The 16,170-nt window shown below is 67.8% G+C and carries 15 protein-coding genes and 1 pseudogene; 9 read left to right on the top strand and 7 right to left on the bottom strand.

Translation table 11 applies throughout. From position 1 onward, the window contains the following. The first annotated feature begins 28 nt into the window (after positions 1-28). The gene (locus W7S_RS02700) at positions 29-1,252 is read left to right on the top strand and encodes a cytochrome P450 (protein ID WP_014710869.1); all 1,224 of its coding nucleotides are present in this window, start codon (positions 29-31) and stop codon (positions 1,250-1,252) included. 57 nt (positions 1,253-1,309) lie between these two features. Here the strand turns inward: W7S_RS02700 and W7S_RS02705 are convergent, their stop codons facing one another. Both W7S_RS02705 and W7S_RS02710 read right to left on the bottom strand, forming a co-directional pair. Next, a complete protein-coding gene (locus W7S_RS02705; protein WP_014710870.1) occupies positions 1,310-2,146 on the bottom strand; it encodes a DUF559 domain-containing protein in 837 nt (278 codons plus the stop codon). Between the two features lie 104 nt (positions 2,147-2,250). Then, on the bottom strand, positions 2,251-3,063 hold the full coding sequence (locus W7S_RS02710; protein ID WP_014379043.1) for a crotonase/enoyl-CoA hydratase family protein: 813 nt from the start codon (positions 3,061-3,063) through the stop codon (positions 2,251-2,253). Positions 3,064-3,127: 64 nt separating this feature from the next. Between W7S_RS02710 and W7S_RS02715 the strand changes: the two genes are divergently transcribed. Genes W7S_RS02715 through W7S_RS02730 form a run of 4 tightly spaced genes read left to right on the top strand, consistent with a single transcriptional unit; the run spans position 3,128 to position 7,986 of the window. Beyond that, on the top strand, positions 3,128-4,780 hold the full coding sequence (locus W7S_RS02715) for an acyl-CoA synthetase (RefSeq protein WP_014710872.1): 1,653 nt from the start codon (positions 3,128-3,130) through the stop codon (positions 4,778-4,780). 30 nt (positions 4,781-4,810) lie between these two features. Next, positions 4,811-5,578, top strand: coding sequence for a fructosamine kinase family protein (locus W7S_RS02720; RefSeq protein WP_014710873.1), 768 nt, complete (start codon positions 4,811-4,813; stop codon positions 5,576-5,578). 36 nt (positions 5,579-5,614) lie between these two features. Continuing rightward, on the top strand, positions 5,615-6,439 hold the full coding sequence (locus tag W7S_RS02725; protein ID WP_014710874.1) for an amidohydrolase family protein: 825 nt from the start codon (positions 5,615-5,617) through the stop codon (positions 6,437-6,439). Further along, entirely contained in the window at positions 6,436-7,986 is a 1,551-nt protein-coding gene (locus W7S_RS02730; protein WP_008263726.1) for an acetolactate synthase large subunit, read from the top strand. Before W7S_RS02725 ends, W7S_RS02730 begins: the two co-directional genes overlap by 4 nt. On the opposite strand, the gene W7S_RS02735 is transcribed toward W7S_RS02730, so the two are convergent. The 5 genes from W7S_RS02735 to W7S_RS02755 form a co-directional block, all read right to left on the bottom strand. Further along, entirely contained in the window at positions 7,972-8,685 is a 714-nt protein-coding gene (locus W7S_RS02735; protein WP_008263728.1) for a hypothetical protein, read from the bottom strand. The two genes, W7S_RS02730 and W7S_RS02735, sit on opposite strands and share 15 nt — an antisense overlap. A gap of 91 nt (positions 8,686-8,776) precedes the next feature. Continuing rightward, positions 8,777-8,995 carry a hypothetical protein gene (locus tag W7S_RS25805; protein ID WP_008263729.1) on the bottom strand — a complete coding sequence of 73 codons (219 nt, stop codon included), beginning with the start codon at positions 8,993-8,995 and terminating at the stop codon, positions 8,777-8,779. 59 nt (positions 8,996-9,054) lie between these two features. Further along, positions 9,055-10,566, bottom strand: a complete 1,512-nt coding sequence (gene fadD17, locus W7S_RS02745) for a long-chain-fatty-acid--CoA ligase FadD17 (protein WP_008263731.1) — start codon at positions 10,564-10,566, stop codon at positions 9,055-9,057. A 5-nt stretch (positions 10,567-10,571) separates the two neighbouring features. Continuing rightward, positions 10,572-11,669 carry an acyl-CoA dehydrogenase family protein gene (locus tag W7S_RS02750; protein ID WP_008263732.1) on the bottom strand — a complete coding sequence of 366 codons (1,098 nt, stop codon included), beginning with the start codon at positions 11,667-11,669 and terminating at the stop codon, positions 10,572-10,574. 29 nt (positions 11,670-11,698) lie between these two features. Then, positions 11,699-12,880, bottom strand: coding sequence for an acyl-CoA dehydrogenase (locus tag W7S_RS02755; protein ID WP_008263734.1), 1,182 nt, complete (start codon positions 12,878-12,880; stop codon positions 11,699-11,701). 212 nt (positions 12,881-13,092) lie between these two features. Between W7S_RS02755 and W7S_RS02760 the strand changes: the two genes are divergently transcribed. The 4 genes and pseudogenes from W7S_RS02760 to W7S_RS02775 all read left to right on the top strand — a co-directional run bounded on the left by W7S_RS02760 (position 13,093) and on the right by W7S_RS02775 (position 16,162). Continuing rightward, complete coding sequence (locus tag W7S_RS02760; RefSeq protein WP_003877155.1) at positions 13,093-13,284, top strand: ferredoxin; 192 nt, start codon at positions 13,093-13,095, stop codon at positions 13,282-13,284. Between the two features lie 110 nt (positions 13,285-13,394). Then, positions 13,395-14,300 (top strand): annotated as a pseudogene (locus W7S_RS02765) (3-oxoacyl-ACP reductase); the annotation flags it as partial. 235 nt (positions 14,301-14,535) lie between these two features. Next, complete coding sequence (locus W7S_RS02770; RefSeq protein WP_014379050.1) at positions 14,536-15,300, top strand: ABC transporter permease; 765 nt, start codon at positions 14,536-14,538, stop codon at positions 15,298-15,300. A gap of 19 nt (positions 15,301-15,319) precedes the next feature. Further along, the gene (locus W7S_RS02775) at positions 15,320-16,162 is read left to right on the top strand and encodes an ABC transporter permease (RefSeq protein WP_008263742.1); all 843 of its coding nucleotides are present in this window, start codon (positions 15,320-15,322) and stop codon (positions 16,160-16,162) included. Positions 16,163-16,170: the final 8 nt, after the last annotated feature.

A 16,170-nucleotide genomic window follows, 5' to 3' on the forward strand; every position in this document is an offset into this window, starting at 1 on the left:
TCCGTTCGTCAACACTTGGAGGCTGTAGATGACTTCGACCATCCCGGAAGCAATCTCGAACATCGACCTGACCGACGGCAATTTCTACGCCGACCGTCACACCTCGCGCGAGGCCTATCGCTGGATGCGCGCCAACCAGCCGGTGTTTCGTGATCGCAACGGCCTGGCCGGCGCCACCACCTATCAAGCCATCCTCGACGCCGAACGCAATCCGGAGTTGTTCTCCAGCACCGGCGGCATCCGGCCCGAACAGCCGGGCATGCCCTACATGATCGACATGGACGATCCCGCACATCTGTTGCGGCGCAAGCTGGTCAACGCCGGCTTCACCCGCAAGCGGGTGAAGGAGAAGGAGCCGTCGATCGCCAAGCTGTGCGACACCCTGATCGATGCCGTGTGTGAGCGCGGCGAGTGTGACTTCGTCCGCGATATCGCCGCCCCGCTGCCGATGGCGGTGATCGGCGACATGCTGGGCGTGCTGCCCACCGAACGCAGCATGCTGTTGAAGTGGTCCGACGACCTGGTCTGTGGGCTGAGTTCGCACATCGACCCCACATCGGAGACGGCGCAGGCGGTGATGGCCGCGTTCGCCGCCTACACCGAATTCACCACGAGCATCATCACCAAGCGGCGCGCCGAGCCCACCGACGACCTGTTCTCCATCCTGGTGAACGCCGAGGTGGAGGGGCAGCGGATGTCCGACGACGAGATCGTCATGGAGACGCTGCTCATCCTCATCGGCGGCGACGAGACCACGCGCCACACGCTGAGCGGGGGGACCGAGCAGCTGGTGCGCCACCGCGACCAGTGGGAAGCCCTGGTGCGCGACCCGTCGCTGCTGCCGGGCGCGATCGAGGAGATGCTGCGCTGGACGTCGCCCGTCAAGAACATGTGCAGAACCCTGACCGCCGACACCGAATTCCACGGCACCTCGCTGCGTGAGGGCGAGAAGATCATGTTGCTCTTCGAGTCGGGCAACTTCGACGAGTCGGTGTTCGAGGATCCGGACAGCTTCGACATCCGGCGAAACCCGAACAGCCACATGGCGTTCGGCTTCGGCACCCACTTCTGCCTGGGGAACCAGCTGGCCCGCCTCGAGCTGTCGATGATGACCGAGCGGGTGCTCAAGCGATTGCCGGACCTGAGGCTGGCCGACGACGACTCGACCCTGCCGCTGCGGCCGGCGAACTTCGTCAGCGGCCTGGAGGCGATGCCGGTGGTGTTCACGCCGAGCGCGCCGCTGCTGGGGTAATCTCTTGCGCCGAGCGTGATCTCACGGCGAGATCTCGTCTGATTTCCCGCCCTGAGATCACGTTCGGCGCGGCCACGCCGCTGACACCCTGGCGATGACGCCGCCCGCCGTGTCCGCGGCCGTGACGCGAACGACGGTCCAACCGATCTCCGCCAGGGTCTCCGCGCGTCGAATGTCCTTGTTGAATTGCCGCTGATCGGTGCGGTGGTGGTCGCCTTCGTACTCGACGGCCAGTTTGATGTCCTGCCAACCCATATCAAGACAGGCGATCAGAGCACCGTAGTCATAAACCGGTATTTGAGTCTGCGGCCGCGGGAAGCCCGCGCGGATCAGCAGCAGCCGCAGCCATGTCTCGCGGGGAGATTCGGCGCCCTTATCGACAAGCGGCAGCGCGACGCGCGCACGCGCGATGCCCCGTCGGCCTCGGTAACGCTCGCCGAGTGAGCCGACCTCGCTCACCTTGAGATCGGTTGCGCGCGCGAGCGCGTCGATGGCTGCGACCGCCCGATCGACGGGATATCGGCAGGCGAGGTCGAGAGCCGTCCGTGCGGGGGTCGTCACCCGTAGGCCGGCGATCGTTTGTATCTCGTCCTCGGACAGCGAATCCGACCACGTGTTGATACCGGCCGGCGGGCGGCGGTGTTGATAGACCAACTGCGCGGGCGCCCGGTGGTCGATCCATTTGGCCCCATGCAGTGCCGAGGCGGAGCGCCCTGCGACGATGCCCCGTCGCCGCGACCACAGCCACGCGGCGCATGCGCGTCTTGTGGCGGTCAGTTCCGTGGCGGGGTCCATGTAGACGTCGGGGTGCAACGCGACGAACCGGCTCCGCAGCCGGTACCGGGTAAGGGTGCCGGCTGCGAGCGCCTCGCTGCCGATGAAGGGTTCGCGCACGCAAGCAGTGTGGCGTCAAGGACTGACAGCGACGCCGAGTGTGACGTCAGGGCGAAAAATCGGCCGAAAAGTCGCCGTGACTTCACGTTCGGCGGAGAGGGGACCTAGCGGTTTTGGAAGTTGGGCTTGCGCTTCTCGGCGAACGCCCGGGGGCCCTCCTTGGAGTCCTCGGACAGGAACACCGGTATCCCGTTTGCGGTATCGGGCTTGAAGGCCTCTTCCTCGTGCATCCCCTCGGTCTCGCGGATCGTCTTGAGGATCGCCTGGACGGCCAGCGGGCCGTTGTTCTCGATGACCTCGGCGATTTCGAGGGCCTTGGTCAGCGCCTGCCCGTCGGGAACGACGTGGCCGATCAGGCCCATGTCCTTGGCCTCGGCGGCGGTGATGTGCCGTCCGGTCAGCAGCAGGTCGCACGCCACGGTGTAGGGAATCTGGCGCACCAGTCGCACCGCGGACCCGCCCATCGGATACAGGCTCCACTTGGCCTCGGAGATGCCGAATTTGGCGCTCTCGCCGGCCACCCGGATGTCGGTGCCCTGCAGGATCTCCGTACCCCCGGCGATGGCCGGGCCCTCGACGGCGGCGATCAGCGGCTTTTTGAGCCGGCGGCCCTTGAGGAGGGCGTCGATCCGCGACGGGTCGTAGCTGCCGTCCTTGAATGACTCACCCGGCGGCTTCTGGGTCGCGGCCTTGAGGTCCATGCCCGCGCAGAAGTAGCCACCGGCACCGGTCAGGATGCAGCAGCGGATGTCGGGATCGTTGTCGACGCGGTCCCAGGCCTGGACCATGATTTCCATCATTTCCGTGCTCAGGGCGTTGCGGCGGTGCGGCCGGTTCATGGTCACGATGAGGGTGTGACCACGCTGTTCCACGAGCGCGTCAGGACCGGTTTCCTCGTTTGCTGGCGCCTCGGTCACGGTTACCGCCTTTCCCTCGACAATGGTCACGAGCTTGCCTCGAAATGTAACACGTTCTAATTTGGTGGCCGTGGCCTTGAATATTGCCGATCTTGCAGAGCACGCCATCGACGCTGTGCCCGAGCGTGTCGCCCTGATCTGCGGCGACGAGAAGTTGACCTACGCCCAACTGGAGGAGAAGGCCAACCGCCTTGCTCACTACCTGCTCGGGCAGGGGGTGAAAAAGGACGACAAGGTCGGCCTCTACTGCCGAAACCGCATCGAGATCGTGATCGCGATGCTCGGCATCGTCAAGGCGGGCGCCATCCTGGTGAACGTCAACTACCGCTACGTCGAGGGCGAGCTGCGCTACCTGTTCGACAACTCCGACATGGTCGCGCTGGTCCACGAGCGCCAGTACTCCGACCGCGTCGCCAACGTGCTGCCCGAGACCCCCAACGTCAAGACGATCCTCGTCGTCGAGGACGGGAGCGACAACGACTTCGGCCGCTACGGCGGTGTCGAGTTCTACTCCGCGATCGCGCAGAGCTCGCCCGAACGCGACTTCAGCCCGCGCAGTGCCGACGACATCTACCTGCTGTACACGGGCGGCACGACCGGGTTCCCGAAGGGCGTGATGTGGCGCCACGAGGACATCTACCGGGTGCTGTTCGGCGGAACTGACTTCGCCACAGGCGAATTCATCAAAGACGAGTACGACCTCGCCAAGGGCGCGGCCGCCAATCCGCCGATGGTCCGCCACCCGATTCCGCCGATGATCCACGGCGCCACCCAGTCGGCGACCTGGATGTCGATCTTCTCGGGCCAAACCACGGTGCTGGCACCGGAATTCAATGCCGACGAGGTCTGGCGCACGATTCACGACCACAAGGTGAACCTGCTGTTCTTCACCGGCGACGCGATGGCGCGACCGCTGCTCGACGCGCTGCTGGCCCACCAGGACGAGGGCAACCAGTACGACCTGTCGTCGCTGTTCCTGCTCGCCTCCACCGCTGCGCTGTTCTCGCCCAGCATCAAGGAGAAGTTCCTCGAGCTGCTGCCCAACCGGGTCATCACCGACTCGATCGGATCGTCGGAGACCGGATTCGGCGGCACCAGCATCGTCGCCAAGGATGCGCCGCACGCCGGCGGCCCGCGGGTGACGATCGATCACCGCACCGTCGTCCTCGACGAGGAGGGCAACGAGGTCAAGCCCGGTTCCGGTGTGCGCGGCTTCATCGCGAAGAAGGGCAACATTCCCGTCGGCTACTACAAGGACGAGAAGAAGACCGCCGAGACGTTCAAGACCATCAACGGCGTGCGCTACGCCATCCCCGGCGACTACGCGACGGTCGAGGAGGACGGCACCGTCACGATGCTGGGCCGCGGCTCGGTGTCGATCAACAGCGGCGGCGAGAAGATCTACCCCGAGGAGGTCGAGGCCGCGCTCAAGGGACACCCCGACGTCTTCGACGCCCTGGTGGTCGGTGTGCCCGACGCCCGCTACGGCCAGCACGTCGCGGCCGTCGTCCAGCCGCGGCCGGGAACGCGGCCCCCGCTGTCGGAGCTGGACGCCTTCGTGCGTTCCGAGATCGCGGGATACAAAGTGCCGCGCAGCCTGTGGCTGGTCGACGAGGTCAAGCGCTCGCCCGCCGGCAAGCCCGACTACCGCTGGGCCAAGGAGCAGACCGAGGCGCGCCCGGCCGACGACGTGCACGCCGCTCACGTAACTGCATGACGCGCTCCAAGCGCTAGGACCGCACGCGGCGTGACCGACTTCGTCAAGCACAACCCGGACGCGCCCGCCCGCTTCTTCGCCGCGGAAGCCGCTGGCCTGCAATGGCTTTCCGGCGCCGACGGCGGCGTGCCCTGCGCGCAAGTCGTCTCCGTCACGATGACGAGCCTGACGCTGCGCCGCCTCGACTCGGTGAACCCGACCCCCGAGGCGGCGCGTGAGTTCGGTGCCCGACTCGCCGCCACGCACGACGCCGGCGCCGCCGGCTTCGGCGCCGGCCCCGACGGATGGGACGGGCCCGGCTTCTTCGGACCTCTGTCGCATCCCCTGCCGATGTCGCTGCGACCGCACCGACGCTGGGGCGAGTTCTACGCGCAGGAGCGGCTGGCCCCGATGGCCGAACTCGCCGCCGCGCGGCTCGACTCGTCGACCCGCGAGGCCGTCGACGCCGTCGCGGCGCGTTGCCGTGCGGGCGATTTCGACGACGACGACCCGCCGGCCCGCCTGCACGGCGACCTGTGGAGCGGCAACGTGATGTGGACGCCCGCCGGGGTGGTGCTGATCGACCCGGCCGCGCACGGCGGTCACGGCGAGACCGACCTGGCGATGCTCGCGCTGTTCGGCTGCCCGCATCTCGACGCCGTCATCGACGGTTACCGGCGGGTGCGGCCGCTGCGACCCGGCTGGCGCGACCGCGTCGGGCTCCATCAGCTCTTCCCGCTGCTCGCCCATGTCGTGCTGTTCGGCGGCGGGTACGCGCGGCAGACCGACGCCGCCGCCCGCGCCGCGCTGGCCGCCTGAGCACCGCCCGCGGCGGCCGGGCTACTGTCGATCCCGATGACGATCGACGTCTGGATGCAACACCCGACGCAGCGGTTCCTGCGCAGCGACATGCTGGCGTCCCTGCGCCGCTGGACGGGCGGGTCGATCCCCGACACCGAGATCCCGATCGAGGCGACGCTGGCGTCGATGGATGCCGCCGGCGTGCAGCTGGGCATACTCAGCGCCTGGCGCGGCCCGAACGGCCAAGACCTCGTCTCCAACGACGAGGTGGCGCAATGGATTGCCGCGCACCCGGACCGGTTCGCCGGGCTCGCCACCGTCGACCTCGACCGCCCGATGGAAGCGGTCCGGGAGTTGAGACGGCGCGTCGCAGAAGGATTCGTCGGCCTGCGGGTGGTGCCGTGGCTGTGGAACGCCCCGCCCACCGATCGCCGCTACTATCCGCTGTTCGCCCAGTGCGTCGAATCCGGCGTGCCGTTTTGCACCCAGGTCGGCCACACCGGCCCGCTGCGCCCCTCGGAGACCGGGCGCCCGATTCCCTACATCGACCAGGTCGCCCTCGACTTCCCGGAACTGGTGATCGTCTGCGGCCACGTCGGCTACCCGTGGACCGAGGAGATGGTCGCGGTGGCCCGCAAGCACGAAAACGTCTACATCGACACCTCGGCGTACACGATCGCGCGCCTGCCCGAAGAACTCATCATGTTCATGAAAACCCGTACCGGACAACGGAAGGTGTTGTTCGGCACCAATTACCCGATGATCGGCCACGAGCACGCGTTGGCGGGGCTGGACGACCTCGGGCTGTCCGACGAGGCCCGCCGAGACTTCTTGCGCGGCAATGCCGAACGACTGTTTCGATTGGAGGCAACCACGTGAATGGCGCCCAGGCCCTGATCAACACCCTGGTCGACGGCGGCGTCGACGTGTGTTTCGCCAACCCCGGCACGTCGGAGATGCACTTCGTCGCGGCCCTGGACAGTGTCCCGCGGATGCGCGGCGTGCTGGCCTTGTTCGAGGGGGTCGCCACCGGCGCGGCCGACGGTTATGCCCGCATCGCCGATCGGCCCGCGGCCGTGCTGCTGCACCTGGGCCCCGGATTGGGCAACGGCCTGGCCAATCTGCACAACGCGCGCCGCGCCCGGGTCCCGATGGTGGTGGTGGTCGGTGACCACGCCACCTATCACAAAAAGTACGACGCCCCACTGGAATCCGACATCGACGCCCTCGCCGGCACCGTCTCGGGTTGGGTGCGCCGAACGGGTGACGCCTCCCAGGTCTCGGCCGACGCCGTCGAGGGCATCGCGGCCAGCCGGTGGGGTTCACAGATCTCGACGCTGATCCTGCCCGCCGACGTGTCCTGGTCCGACGGCGCCCAGCTGTTCTCCAACCTGGACGCACAGCCGGCGGGCGCCGACCCGTTGCTGGCCCCGGAAGTGGCCGAGGTGCTCGGCTCCGGAGAACCGACGGTGATCATGGTCGGCGGCGACGCCACCCGCCACGCCGGCCTGGCCGCGGCCACCCGGATCGCCGCGGCCACCGGCGCGCGGGTGCTGTGCGAGACCTTCCCCACCCGGCTCGAGCGCGGCGCCGGGATCCCCGCCGTCGACCGGCTGGCGTACTTCGCCGAGGCCGCCACGGCCCAGCTGGACGGCGCCAAACATCTGGTGCTGGCCGGCGCCAAGTCGCCGGTGTCGTTCTTCGCCTACCCCGGCATGCCCAGCGACCTGGTGCCCGCCGGTTGCGAGGTGCACGTGCTCGCCGAACACAGCGGCGCGGCGGATGCGTTGACCGCCTTGGCGGATCAGGTGGCGCCGGGAACGGTGGCGCCGGTGGCGGCCGCGTCGCGTCCCACGCTGCCGACCGGCGCACTGACGTCCGCGTCGGCGGCCGACGTGATCGGGGCGCTGCTGCCGGAACGGGCGATCGTGGTCGACGAGTCGAACACCTCCGGCCTGCTGCTCGCCCAGGCCACCGCCGGGGCGCCGGCGCATGACTGGCTGACCCTGACCGGCGGGGCGATCGGCTACGGCATTCCCGCGGCGGTCGGTGCGGCGATCGCCGCCCCGGATCGCCCGGTGCTGTGCCTGGAATCCGACGGCTCCGCCATGTACACCATTGCGGGGTTGTGGACCCAGGCGCGGGAGAACCTCGACGTCACCACCGTGCTGTACAACAACAGGGCCTACGACATCCTGCGCATCGAGCTGCAACGGGTCGGCGCCGGCTCGGCGCCCGGGCCCGAAGCACTGTCCCTGCTCGACTTAGCCGATCCCACAATGGATTTCGTCAAGATCAGCGAGGGCATGGGGGTGCCGGCCCGGCGCGTCACCACCGCTGAGGAGTTCGCCGACGCGCTGCGCGCCGCGTTCGCAGAAGCCGGACCGCACCTGATCGACGCCGTGGTGCCGTCAATAACGGGCTAGGGTCGGCAGCCGGCTCAGCAACCAGTCCGTCATCGTATTGACCACGTCGACGCCGGTCTCGAACGCGCCGTCGTGCGCGTCCGCCGCCAGTGCCACACCCCACTGCCCGGACGGGGTGGGGACGATCCCGAATTGCCGGACCAGGTACTCGCCGTGCACTCCGGGCCCCCAACCCCCTTTCGCGGCAATCCCTTTGGCGGCCAGCCCCCATTGGTCACCGCTGCTGAGTCGTTGCATCAGGTCGATCACCTCGGCGGCGTCGGGGATGGTCGGCAGCTCCGCGGCGAACCGCGCCTGGCGCTGCAGGTTCCACTGGGTTTGGCCGAAAGCGGTGAAACCACGGCGAAGTCGGCGCGATTCGACCACCGTCGCGGTGTCACCGCCCTCGGCCACCACCGCCTGAACCTGCCGTGCCGCGTCGGCCGGCTCGCCCAACTGCGACCACAACTGCTCGGATGCGCGATTGTCGGATTCGGTGATTGCCTTCACGGCAAAATCGCGGGCGCCCAGCCAATCGTTGCGCAGCGCCGCCACCGCCAGGGGCACTTTGATCGTCGACCATGCCACACCCGACCACCAGCTCCCCAGCGAAAATGTCCGGTCCGGCCGGGCGATCGCGATGCCGACGTTCGCCGGCGCCGCGGCGGAAAGCTGTTCGAAGCTGGCTTCCAGCGCGAGCTCGAGAGGCCGAGCCGTCATGCGCCGGTTCCGCTATCGGCGCGAATGACCGCGGCGCCGGGACGGGGGACCGGCGCATCAACCATCGCGTCTCCTTGTCGTTGCGGCATGTTCAGCGCGGCGGTAGCGGCGCGCCCTCCTCCGGCGGGGGAGGAGCTTCCCACGGTTCGGGGTCCGGCGTCGGCGGTGACCACACCAGCGGCGGGGGTGGCGGTGGCAGGGGAGGCGGCGGGGGCGGGTCCGCCGCGGCGACACCGGCACCCAGCCCGAGCGCGGCCCCAGCCAGCGACCCGACCAGGAGCGAGCGGGCGATCATTTCGCGGATTTTCATCGAGCGCTGAGTTTACTGCCTGGACGCCCACATCCCGCGATAACGCCCGTCCCGGGGCCCTAGCGGTGGATCTTCCAGACCGGATCGCCGCAGTCGACGCCCTGAGCGGCCAGTTGCCGCTTGAGCACCTTGAAGGTCACCGTGCGCGGGAGTTCGGTGCTGACCCGTACGTATGACGGCCATTGCTTGGGTCCCAAGTCCGGTTGCTCGGCCAAGAAGGTGCGGAACTTCTCGTCGTCGAACTCGGTGCCCGGCGCCATCACCACCGCGGCCATGACTTGGTCGCCGACGATCGCGTCGGGCACCGGGTACACCGCGACCTCGGTCAGGTCGGGGTGGCGCAGCAACACCCGCTCGATCGGCGCGGCGCCGAGGTTTTCGCCGTCGACGCGCATCCAATCACCCAGCCGCCCAGCGAAATACGCATAACCGGCGTCGTCACGGTAGGCGAGATCGCCGCTGTGGTAGACCCCGCCGGCCATCCGCTCGGCCTCGGCGGCGGCGTCGTTGTAATAACCCTCGAAACGGCCCGGCCCGGCGACGTTCACCAGTTCGCCGACCACGCCCGGTGGGCATGACGCGCCGGTGTCGGGATCGACGATGTCGATGCCCGGCGGGAGGGGGCCCAATGAACCCGGCGGTGTGTCCGGCGTGCGCGCGATGGCCACGCCGCCCTCGGTGGAACCGAACCCGTCCTGCACGACACACCCGAATCGGCGGGCGAAGCGCTCGATGTCATCGGGCGCGCCTTCGTTGCCGTACACCGCGCGCAGCGGGTTGTCCGCATCGTCGGGCCGCTCGGGCGTGGCCAGTACATACGACAACGGCTTGCCGACGTAGTTCGCGTACGTGGCGCCGTAGCGGCGGACGTCGACGATGAAGTTCGAGGCGGAGAACTTGCGCCGCAAGGCCATTGAGCCCGCACACGCCGCCGCCACCGCCCAGCCGACCAGCACCGCGTTGGAATGAAACAGCGGCATCGACACGTAGCAGACGTCGTCGGGGCCGAGGCCGAAGCGCTGCGACATCGTCACGCCCGCGATCGCGACCTTGCCGTGGCTGCACTTGACCGCCTTGGGCTCGCCGCTGGTACCCGACGTGAAGATCAACATGAACAGATCCGCCGGCGCGGCGTCCTGAAAAACGATCGGGGCGTCGCGGTGCGCGGCCAGTTCGTCGGCCCACGCGACGGAGTCGGCGTTCAGGTGCTCGATATCACCCAGCGTCTCAGACGATTTGGAGTCGGCGAGCACCAATTGGCAGTCGGCCCGGGCGATGTCGCGCTGCAGCGCCTCGCCGCGGCGCACCGGGTTGAGCCCGACCGGCACGATCCCCGACATTCCCGCCGCGACCAGCATCGCCGAGAAGAAGGGCGTGTTCTCCAGCAGCACTCCGACGTGGGGTGGCCGGGTGGGGTCGAGCCGCTTACGCAGCGCCGCGGCGATCGCGGCACCCTGCTGCAGGTGATCGCGCCAGCTGGTGAACGAGTCCTCGAAGTAGATACCCCGGTCGTCGATCTCGGTCAGCGGCGCCAGCAGCTTGGTGACCGTCAGGTCGTCGGTGAGCTCCATTTCGCCTAGGCGGGCGTCTCCGCCAGCTCGCGCCCGATGCGGCGCAGCTGCCCGGTGGCACCGCCCAGCGCGAACTCAATCTCCTTGGCGGCCAGGAAGTATCGGTGCGCGGGGTGATCGGTGTCGACGCCGACGCCGCCGTGCACGTGCACGATGGTGTGCGCCACCCGGTGACCGGCGTCGGCGGCCCAAAACGCCGCGCTGGCGACGTCGATCTCCGCCGGAATGTCCTCGGAGACTCGCCAGGCCGCCTGGGTGAGCGTCAGCCGCAACCCCTTGACGTCGATGTAGCCGTCGGCCAGCCGCTGCGAGACCGCCTGGAAGCTGCCGATCGGCCGGTCGAACTGCTCACGTTCGCGCGCGTATTCGGCGGTCATCTGCAGGCCACGCTCGAGCACCCCGAGCTGGAAAGCGCTGCGGCCCAACGTGCCCAGCGTGCCGAGCCAGGTCGCCACCTCGGCGCCGCCGACCCTGCGGCCGCCGTCCACCTCGGTGCCGTCCAGTGCGAGGTGCCCGACGCTGCCCAGGCCGGTGGTCTGCAGGGCCGTCACCGTGACGCCGGGATCGTCGGCGGCAACCAGGAAAACCGCCGTGCCGGCATCCGTTTCGGCGGGGACCAGGAACGCGTCGGCCACCGGGCCGAAACCGACCTGGGTGCGCGTGCCGGTCAGCCGGTAACCGGCGCCGGCGCTTAGCGCCTGCACCGGGCCCTCGCCCATCTCGCCGTCGAGCGCGATGCTCAGGGTCTTCTCGCCGTTGACCGCCGGCACGCCCCAGTTCTGCTGCAGCTCTTCGGAGCCGAACCGGGCCAGCGCCCCGGCGCCCAGCACCACCGACTCCAGGTAGGGCACCGCGGCCAGCTGATGGCCCAGCGCGACCAGGATCGCGATCTGCTCGAGCGCGCCGAAACCGTCGCCGCCCAGCGATGACGCCGACGCGCTGGACAGGATGCCGGCGTCGATCAGCTTTCGCCACAGGTCGCGATCGAACCGCTGATCGAGCCCGTCCAGCTCGCGCTGGTGTTCGGGGGTGCACACCGAGTCCACGATCGTGTCGACCAGGTTGCCGAGGTCGTTCGCCGCTTCGGTTGTCGTGAAATCCATGAACGTCCGTCCTTCTATTACGTAGCGGCTCAGCGGTTGCGGGGCAGACCGAGGGCGACCATGCCGATGATGTCGCGCTGAACTTCGTTGGTGCCGCCTCCGAAGGTCAGGATCAGGCAGGCCCGGTGCATCCGCTCGACCCGGCCCCGCAGCAACGAGCCCGGCGAATTCTGGCGCACCGTCGCCGCGGTACCCAGCACCTCCATCAGCAGCCGGTAGGCCTCGGTGGCCAGCTCGGTGCCGTAGACCTTGGCCGCCGACGCGTCGGCGGGTGACAGGTCCTCACTCGCGGCCGAGGCCAGCTCCCAGTTGATCAGCTTGAGGACCTCGGCCTTGGCGTGCACCCGGGCCAGGTTGAGCTGCACCCACTCCGAGTCGATGAGCCGGGCGCCCCCGTCGTCCTTGGTGTTCTGCGCCCATTCGCGAACCTCGCGCAGGGCCAGGAAGATCGGTTGCGGCGACACCAGGGCGACGCGCTCGTGGTTGAGCTGGTTGGTCACCAGCTTCCAGCCGCCGTTCTCCTCGCCGATCAGGTTGGTCACCGGGACGCGGACGTCGGAGTAATAGGTGGCGCTGGTGTCCACACCGGCCATCGTGTGCACCGGGGTCCAGGAGAAACCCTCCGCGGTGGTCGGCACGGTCAGCATCGAAATCCCGCGGTGCTTCTTGGCGTCGGGGTTGGTGCGCACCGCCAACCACACCCAGTCGGCGTAGGCGATCAGGCTGGTCCACATCTTCTGGCCGTTGATGACGTAGTCGTCGCCGTCGCGCACCGCGGTCGTGCGCAGGTTGGCGAGGTCGGTGCCGGCGCCGGGCTCGGAGTAGCCGATCGAGAAGTGCAGCTCGCCCGCGGCGATCTTGGGCAGGAAGAACTTCTTCTGTTCCTCGGTGCCGAACGCCATGATGGTCGGCGCGACGCTGTTGATCGTCAGGAACGGCACCGGCACGCCGGCGATGGCGGCCTCGTCGGTGAAGATCAGCGAGTCCATCGGCGAGCGGTCCTGGCCGCCGTACTCCTTGGGCCAGTTCAGGGTGAGCCACCCGTCTTTGCCCATCTGCGCGACGGTGTCGCGATACGCCGTGCCGGTACCGACCTCGCCGCCCCCCGAGGAGGTCAGCGCCTCGCGACGCTCCGGGGTCATCAGGTTGGTGAAGTACGACCGCAGCTCGCGACGCAGCTCTTCTTGCTCAGGGGTGTAACTGATGCGCATTTCAGCCGTCCTTCAAGTCAACGACGTTTCCGAATACAACCCGCGTCACAGGCTGCAGCTCGACCAACGGCTACCCATTCGTCTTCCCGGTTGTAACACGTTCTAGTCTGGGAATCCAGCGACCGTTTCCCCAGCGGTGTCGGGGTCTTATGGTGGACCTACATACTGATGAGGCGAGTCCTGCGGTGAAGGCCAGGTTCAAGGAGGGTGCTGTGCGGGTGATCGTGGACCGTGACCGGTGCGAAGGTAACGCAGTGTGCTTGGGAATTGCCCCCGATATCTTCGACCTCGACGACGAGGATTACGCCGTGGTGAAGCTCGACCCGATTCCCGCCGATCAGGAGCAGTTGGCCGAGCAGGCGATCGCCGAATGCCCGCGCGCCGCGCTGTCCCGCGGCGACTGATCCGAGCCTAGAGCGCGCAACCCGAAACTAGAGGTATTCATAAATTGACTAGGCCTTATGACCCGGCTTCTCCTCAGACCGCTGCGCGGTCAGCATCGTCGCCGGGCGCTAGCACGAACGCGACCGATCTCTCCGGAAAGGTCGCGGTGGTCACCGGTGCGGCCGCGGGCCTGGGACGGGCCGAGGCGCTCGGCCTGGCACGCCTCGGAGCGACCGTCGTCGTCAACGACATCGCCGCCGCGTTGGACGCCTCCGACGTCATCGACGAGATCAACTCCTCCGGTTCGAAGGCCGTTGCCGTGGCGGGCGACATCAGCGAACGCTCCACCGCCGACGAATTGGTCGCCCAGGCCGACGGGCTGGGTGGGCTCGACATCGTGGTCAACAACGCCGGCATCACGCGCGACCGGATGCTGTTCAACATGTCCGACGAGGAGTGGGACCAGGTCATCGCCGTGCACCTGCGCGGCCATTTCCTGCTGACCCGCAACGCCGCCACCTACTGGCGCTCCAAGGCCAAGGAGGCGGACGGCAAGGTCTTCGGCCGGATCGTCAACACCGCATCGGAGGCCGGCCTGGTCGGCCCCGTCGGGCAGGCGAACTACGGCGCCGCCAAGGCGGGCATCATCTCGCTCACCCTGACCGCCGCGCGGGCGCTCGGCCGCTACGGCGTGTGCGCCAACGCCATCTGCCCCCGCGCGCGCACGGCGATGACGGCCGACGTGTTCGGCGATGCACCGGAGGTGGAGGCCGGCGGGGTCGATCCGCTGTCGCCAGAGCACGTCGTCAATCTGGTCAAGTTCCTGTCCTCGCCGGCGGCTGCGGAAGTCAACGGCCAGGTGTTCATCGTCTACGGTCCGCAGGTGACACTGGTCGCTGCCCCGACGGTCGAGCGCAAATTCAGCGCCGACGGCGCCGCTTGGGACCCTGCACAGCTGAGTGCGACGCTGCAGGAATACTTTGCTGGACGTGATCCTGAGCACAATTTTTCGGCGAGCGCACTGATGGATCAATAGCCATTTGGGGCTAGTCGATCGGGGGGAATCGGCAGGTAGAACGTGTGTCAGTTTGACACGTGACAAGTGCGTCTGACCTGGCGAATTAACGGTTGGGATAAGAAATGCTGTTCATTGACATGGTGAACTTGTTCTGAGTTAATATGATCCGGCTCACACCGAGCCCCATGCGACCGTAGACAACGCAAAGGCCAGCCATAGACTTCGCCGAGACCAGCCGAGGGGGGACACCGAGTTGAGGGAGCAACTTGCCGTTCCCGCCCGCGCCGTCGGCGGATTCTTCGAAATGATGATGGACACCGGCCGGGCAGCTTTTCGCCGGCCGTTCCAGTTTGGCGAGTTTCTCGATCAGACGTGGATGATCGCCCGCGTGTCGCTGGTCCCGACGCTGCTGGTGTCCATCCCCTTCACGGTGCTGGTGGCCTTCACCCTCAACATCCTGCTGCGCGAGATCGGCGCCGCCGACCTGTCCGGCGCCGGGACGGCGTTCGGCACCATCACCCAGCTGGGTCCGGTGGTGACCGTGCTCGTCGTCGCCGGTGCCGGCGCCACCGCGATCTGCGCCGACCTGGGCGCGCGCACCATCCGCGAGGAGATCGACGCGATGCGCGTGCTCGGCATCGACCCGATCCAGCGGCTGGTGGTCCCCCGTGTGCTGGCGTCCACGGTGGTGGCGCTGCTGCTCAACGGCTTGGTATGCGCCATCGGGCTTTCCGGTGGCTATGTGTTCTCCGTCTTCCTGCAGGGCGTCAACCCGGGCGCGTTCATCAACGGCTTGACCGTGCTGACCGGACTGCGCGAGCTGGTACTCGCCGAAGTCAAGGCGCTGCTGTTCGGTGTGATGGCCGGGATGGTGGGCTGTTACCGCGGCCTGACTGTCAAGGGCGGGCCCAAGGGCGTCGGCAACGCGGTCAACGAAACCGTGGTCTACGCCTTCATCTGTCTGTTCGTGATCAACGTGGTGATGACCGCCATCGGCGTGCGAATTTCGGCGAAGTGATGAGACGGGTGAGCACGCGATGAGTTACGACGCCACACTGCGGTTTCGTCGCCTCTTCTCGCGGCTGCAGGAGCCGGTCGACGACTTCGGCGAGCAGGCGTTGTTCTACGGGCAGACCGTGCGCTACGTCCCCAACGCGCTCACCCGATACCGCAAGGAGACGGTCCGGCTGATCGCCGAGATGACCATGGGCGCGGGGGCTCTCGTGATGATCGGCGGCACGGTCGGTGTCGCGGCGTTTTTGACCCTGGCCTCCGGCGGTGTCATTGCCGTGCAAGGGTATTCGTCGCTGGGCAACATCGGCATCGAGGCGCTGACGGGATTCCTGTCGGCCTTCCTGAACGTCCGGGTGGTCGCCCCGGTGATCGCCGGCATCGCGCTGGCGGCCACCATCGGCGCCGGCGCCACCGCCCAATTGGGCGCCATGCGGGTGTCCGAGGAGATCGACGCCGTCGAGTGCATGGCGGTGCACTCGGTGTCCTACCTGGTGTCGACCCGCCTGATCGCCGGCCTGATCGCGATCATCCCGCTGTACTCGCTGTCCGTGCTGGCCGCGTTCTTCGCCGCCCGCTTCACCACGGTGTACATCAACGGGCAGTCAAAAGGCCTCTACGACCACTACTTCAATACGTTCCTGATCCCGTCGGACCTGTTGTGGTCGTTCCTGCAGGCGATCGTGATGTCCATCGCGGTCATGTTGGTGCACACCTATTACGGCTACAACGCCAGCGGTGGTCCCGTCGGCGTCGGCATCGCAGTCGGCCAGGCCGTGCGGACCTCGTTGATCGTCGTGGTCGTCATCACTTTGTTCATCTCGCTCGCTGTGTATGGGGCGTCCGGTAACTTCAACCTCTCCGGCTAAGAGGACCG

The organism is Mycobacterium sp. MOTT36Y (assembly GCF_000262165.1).
Lineage (GTDB): Bacteria > Actinomycetota > Actinomycetes > Mycobacteriales > Mycobacteriaceae > Mycobacterium > Mycobacterium intracellulare.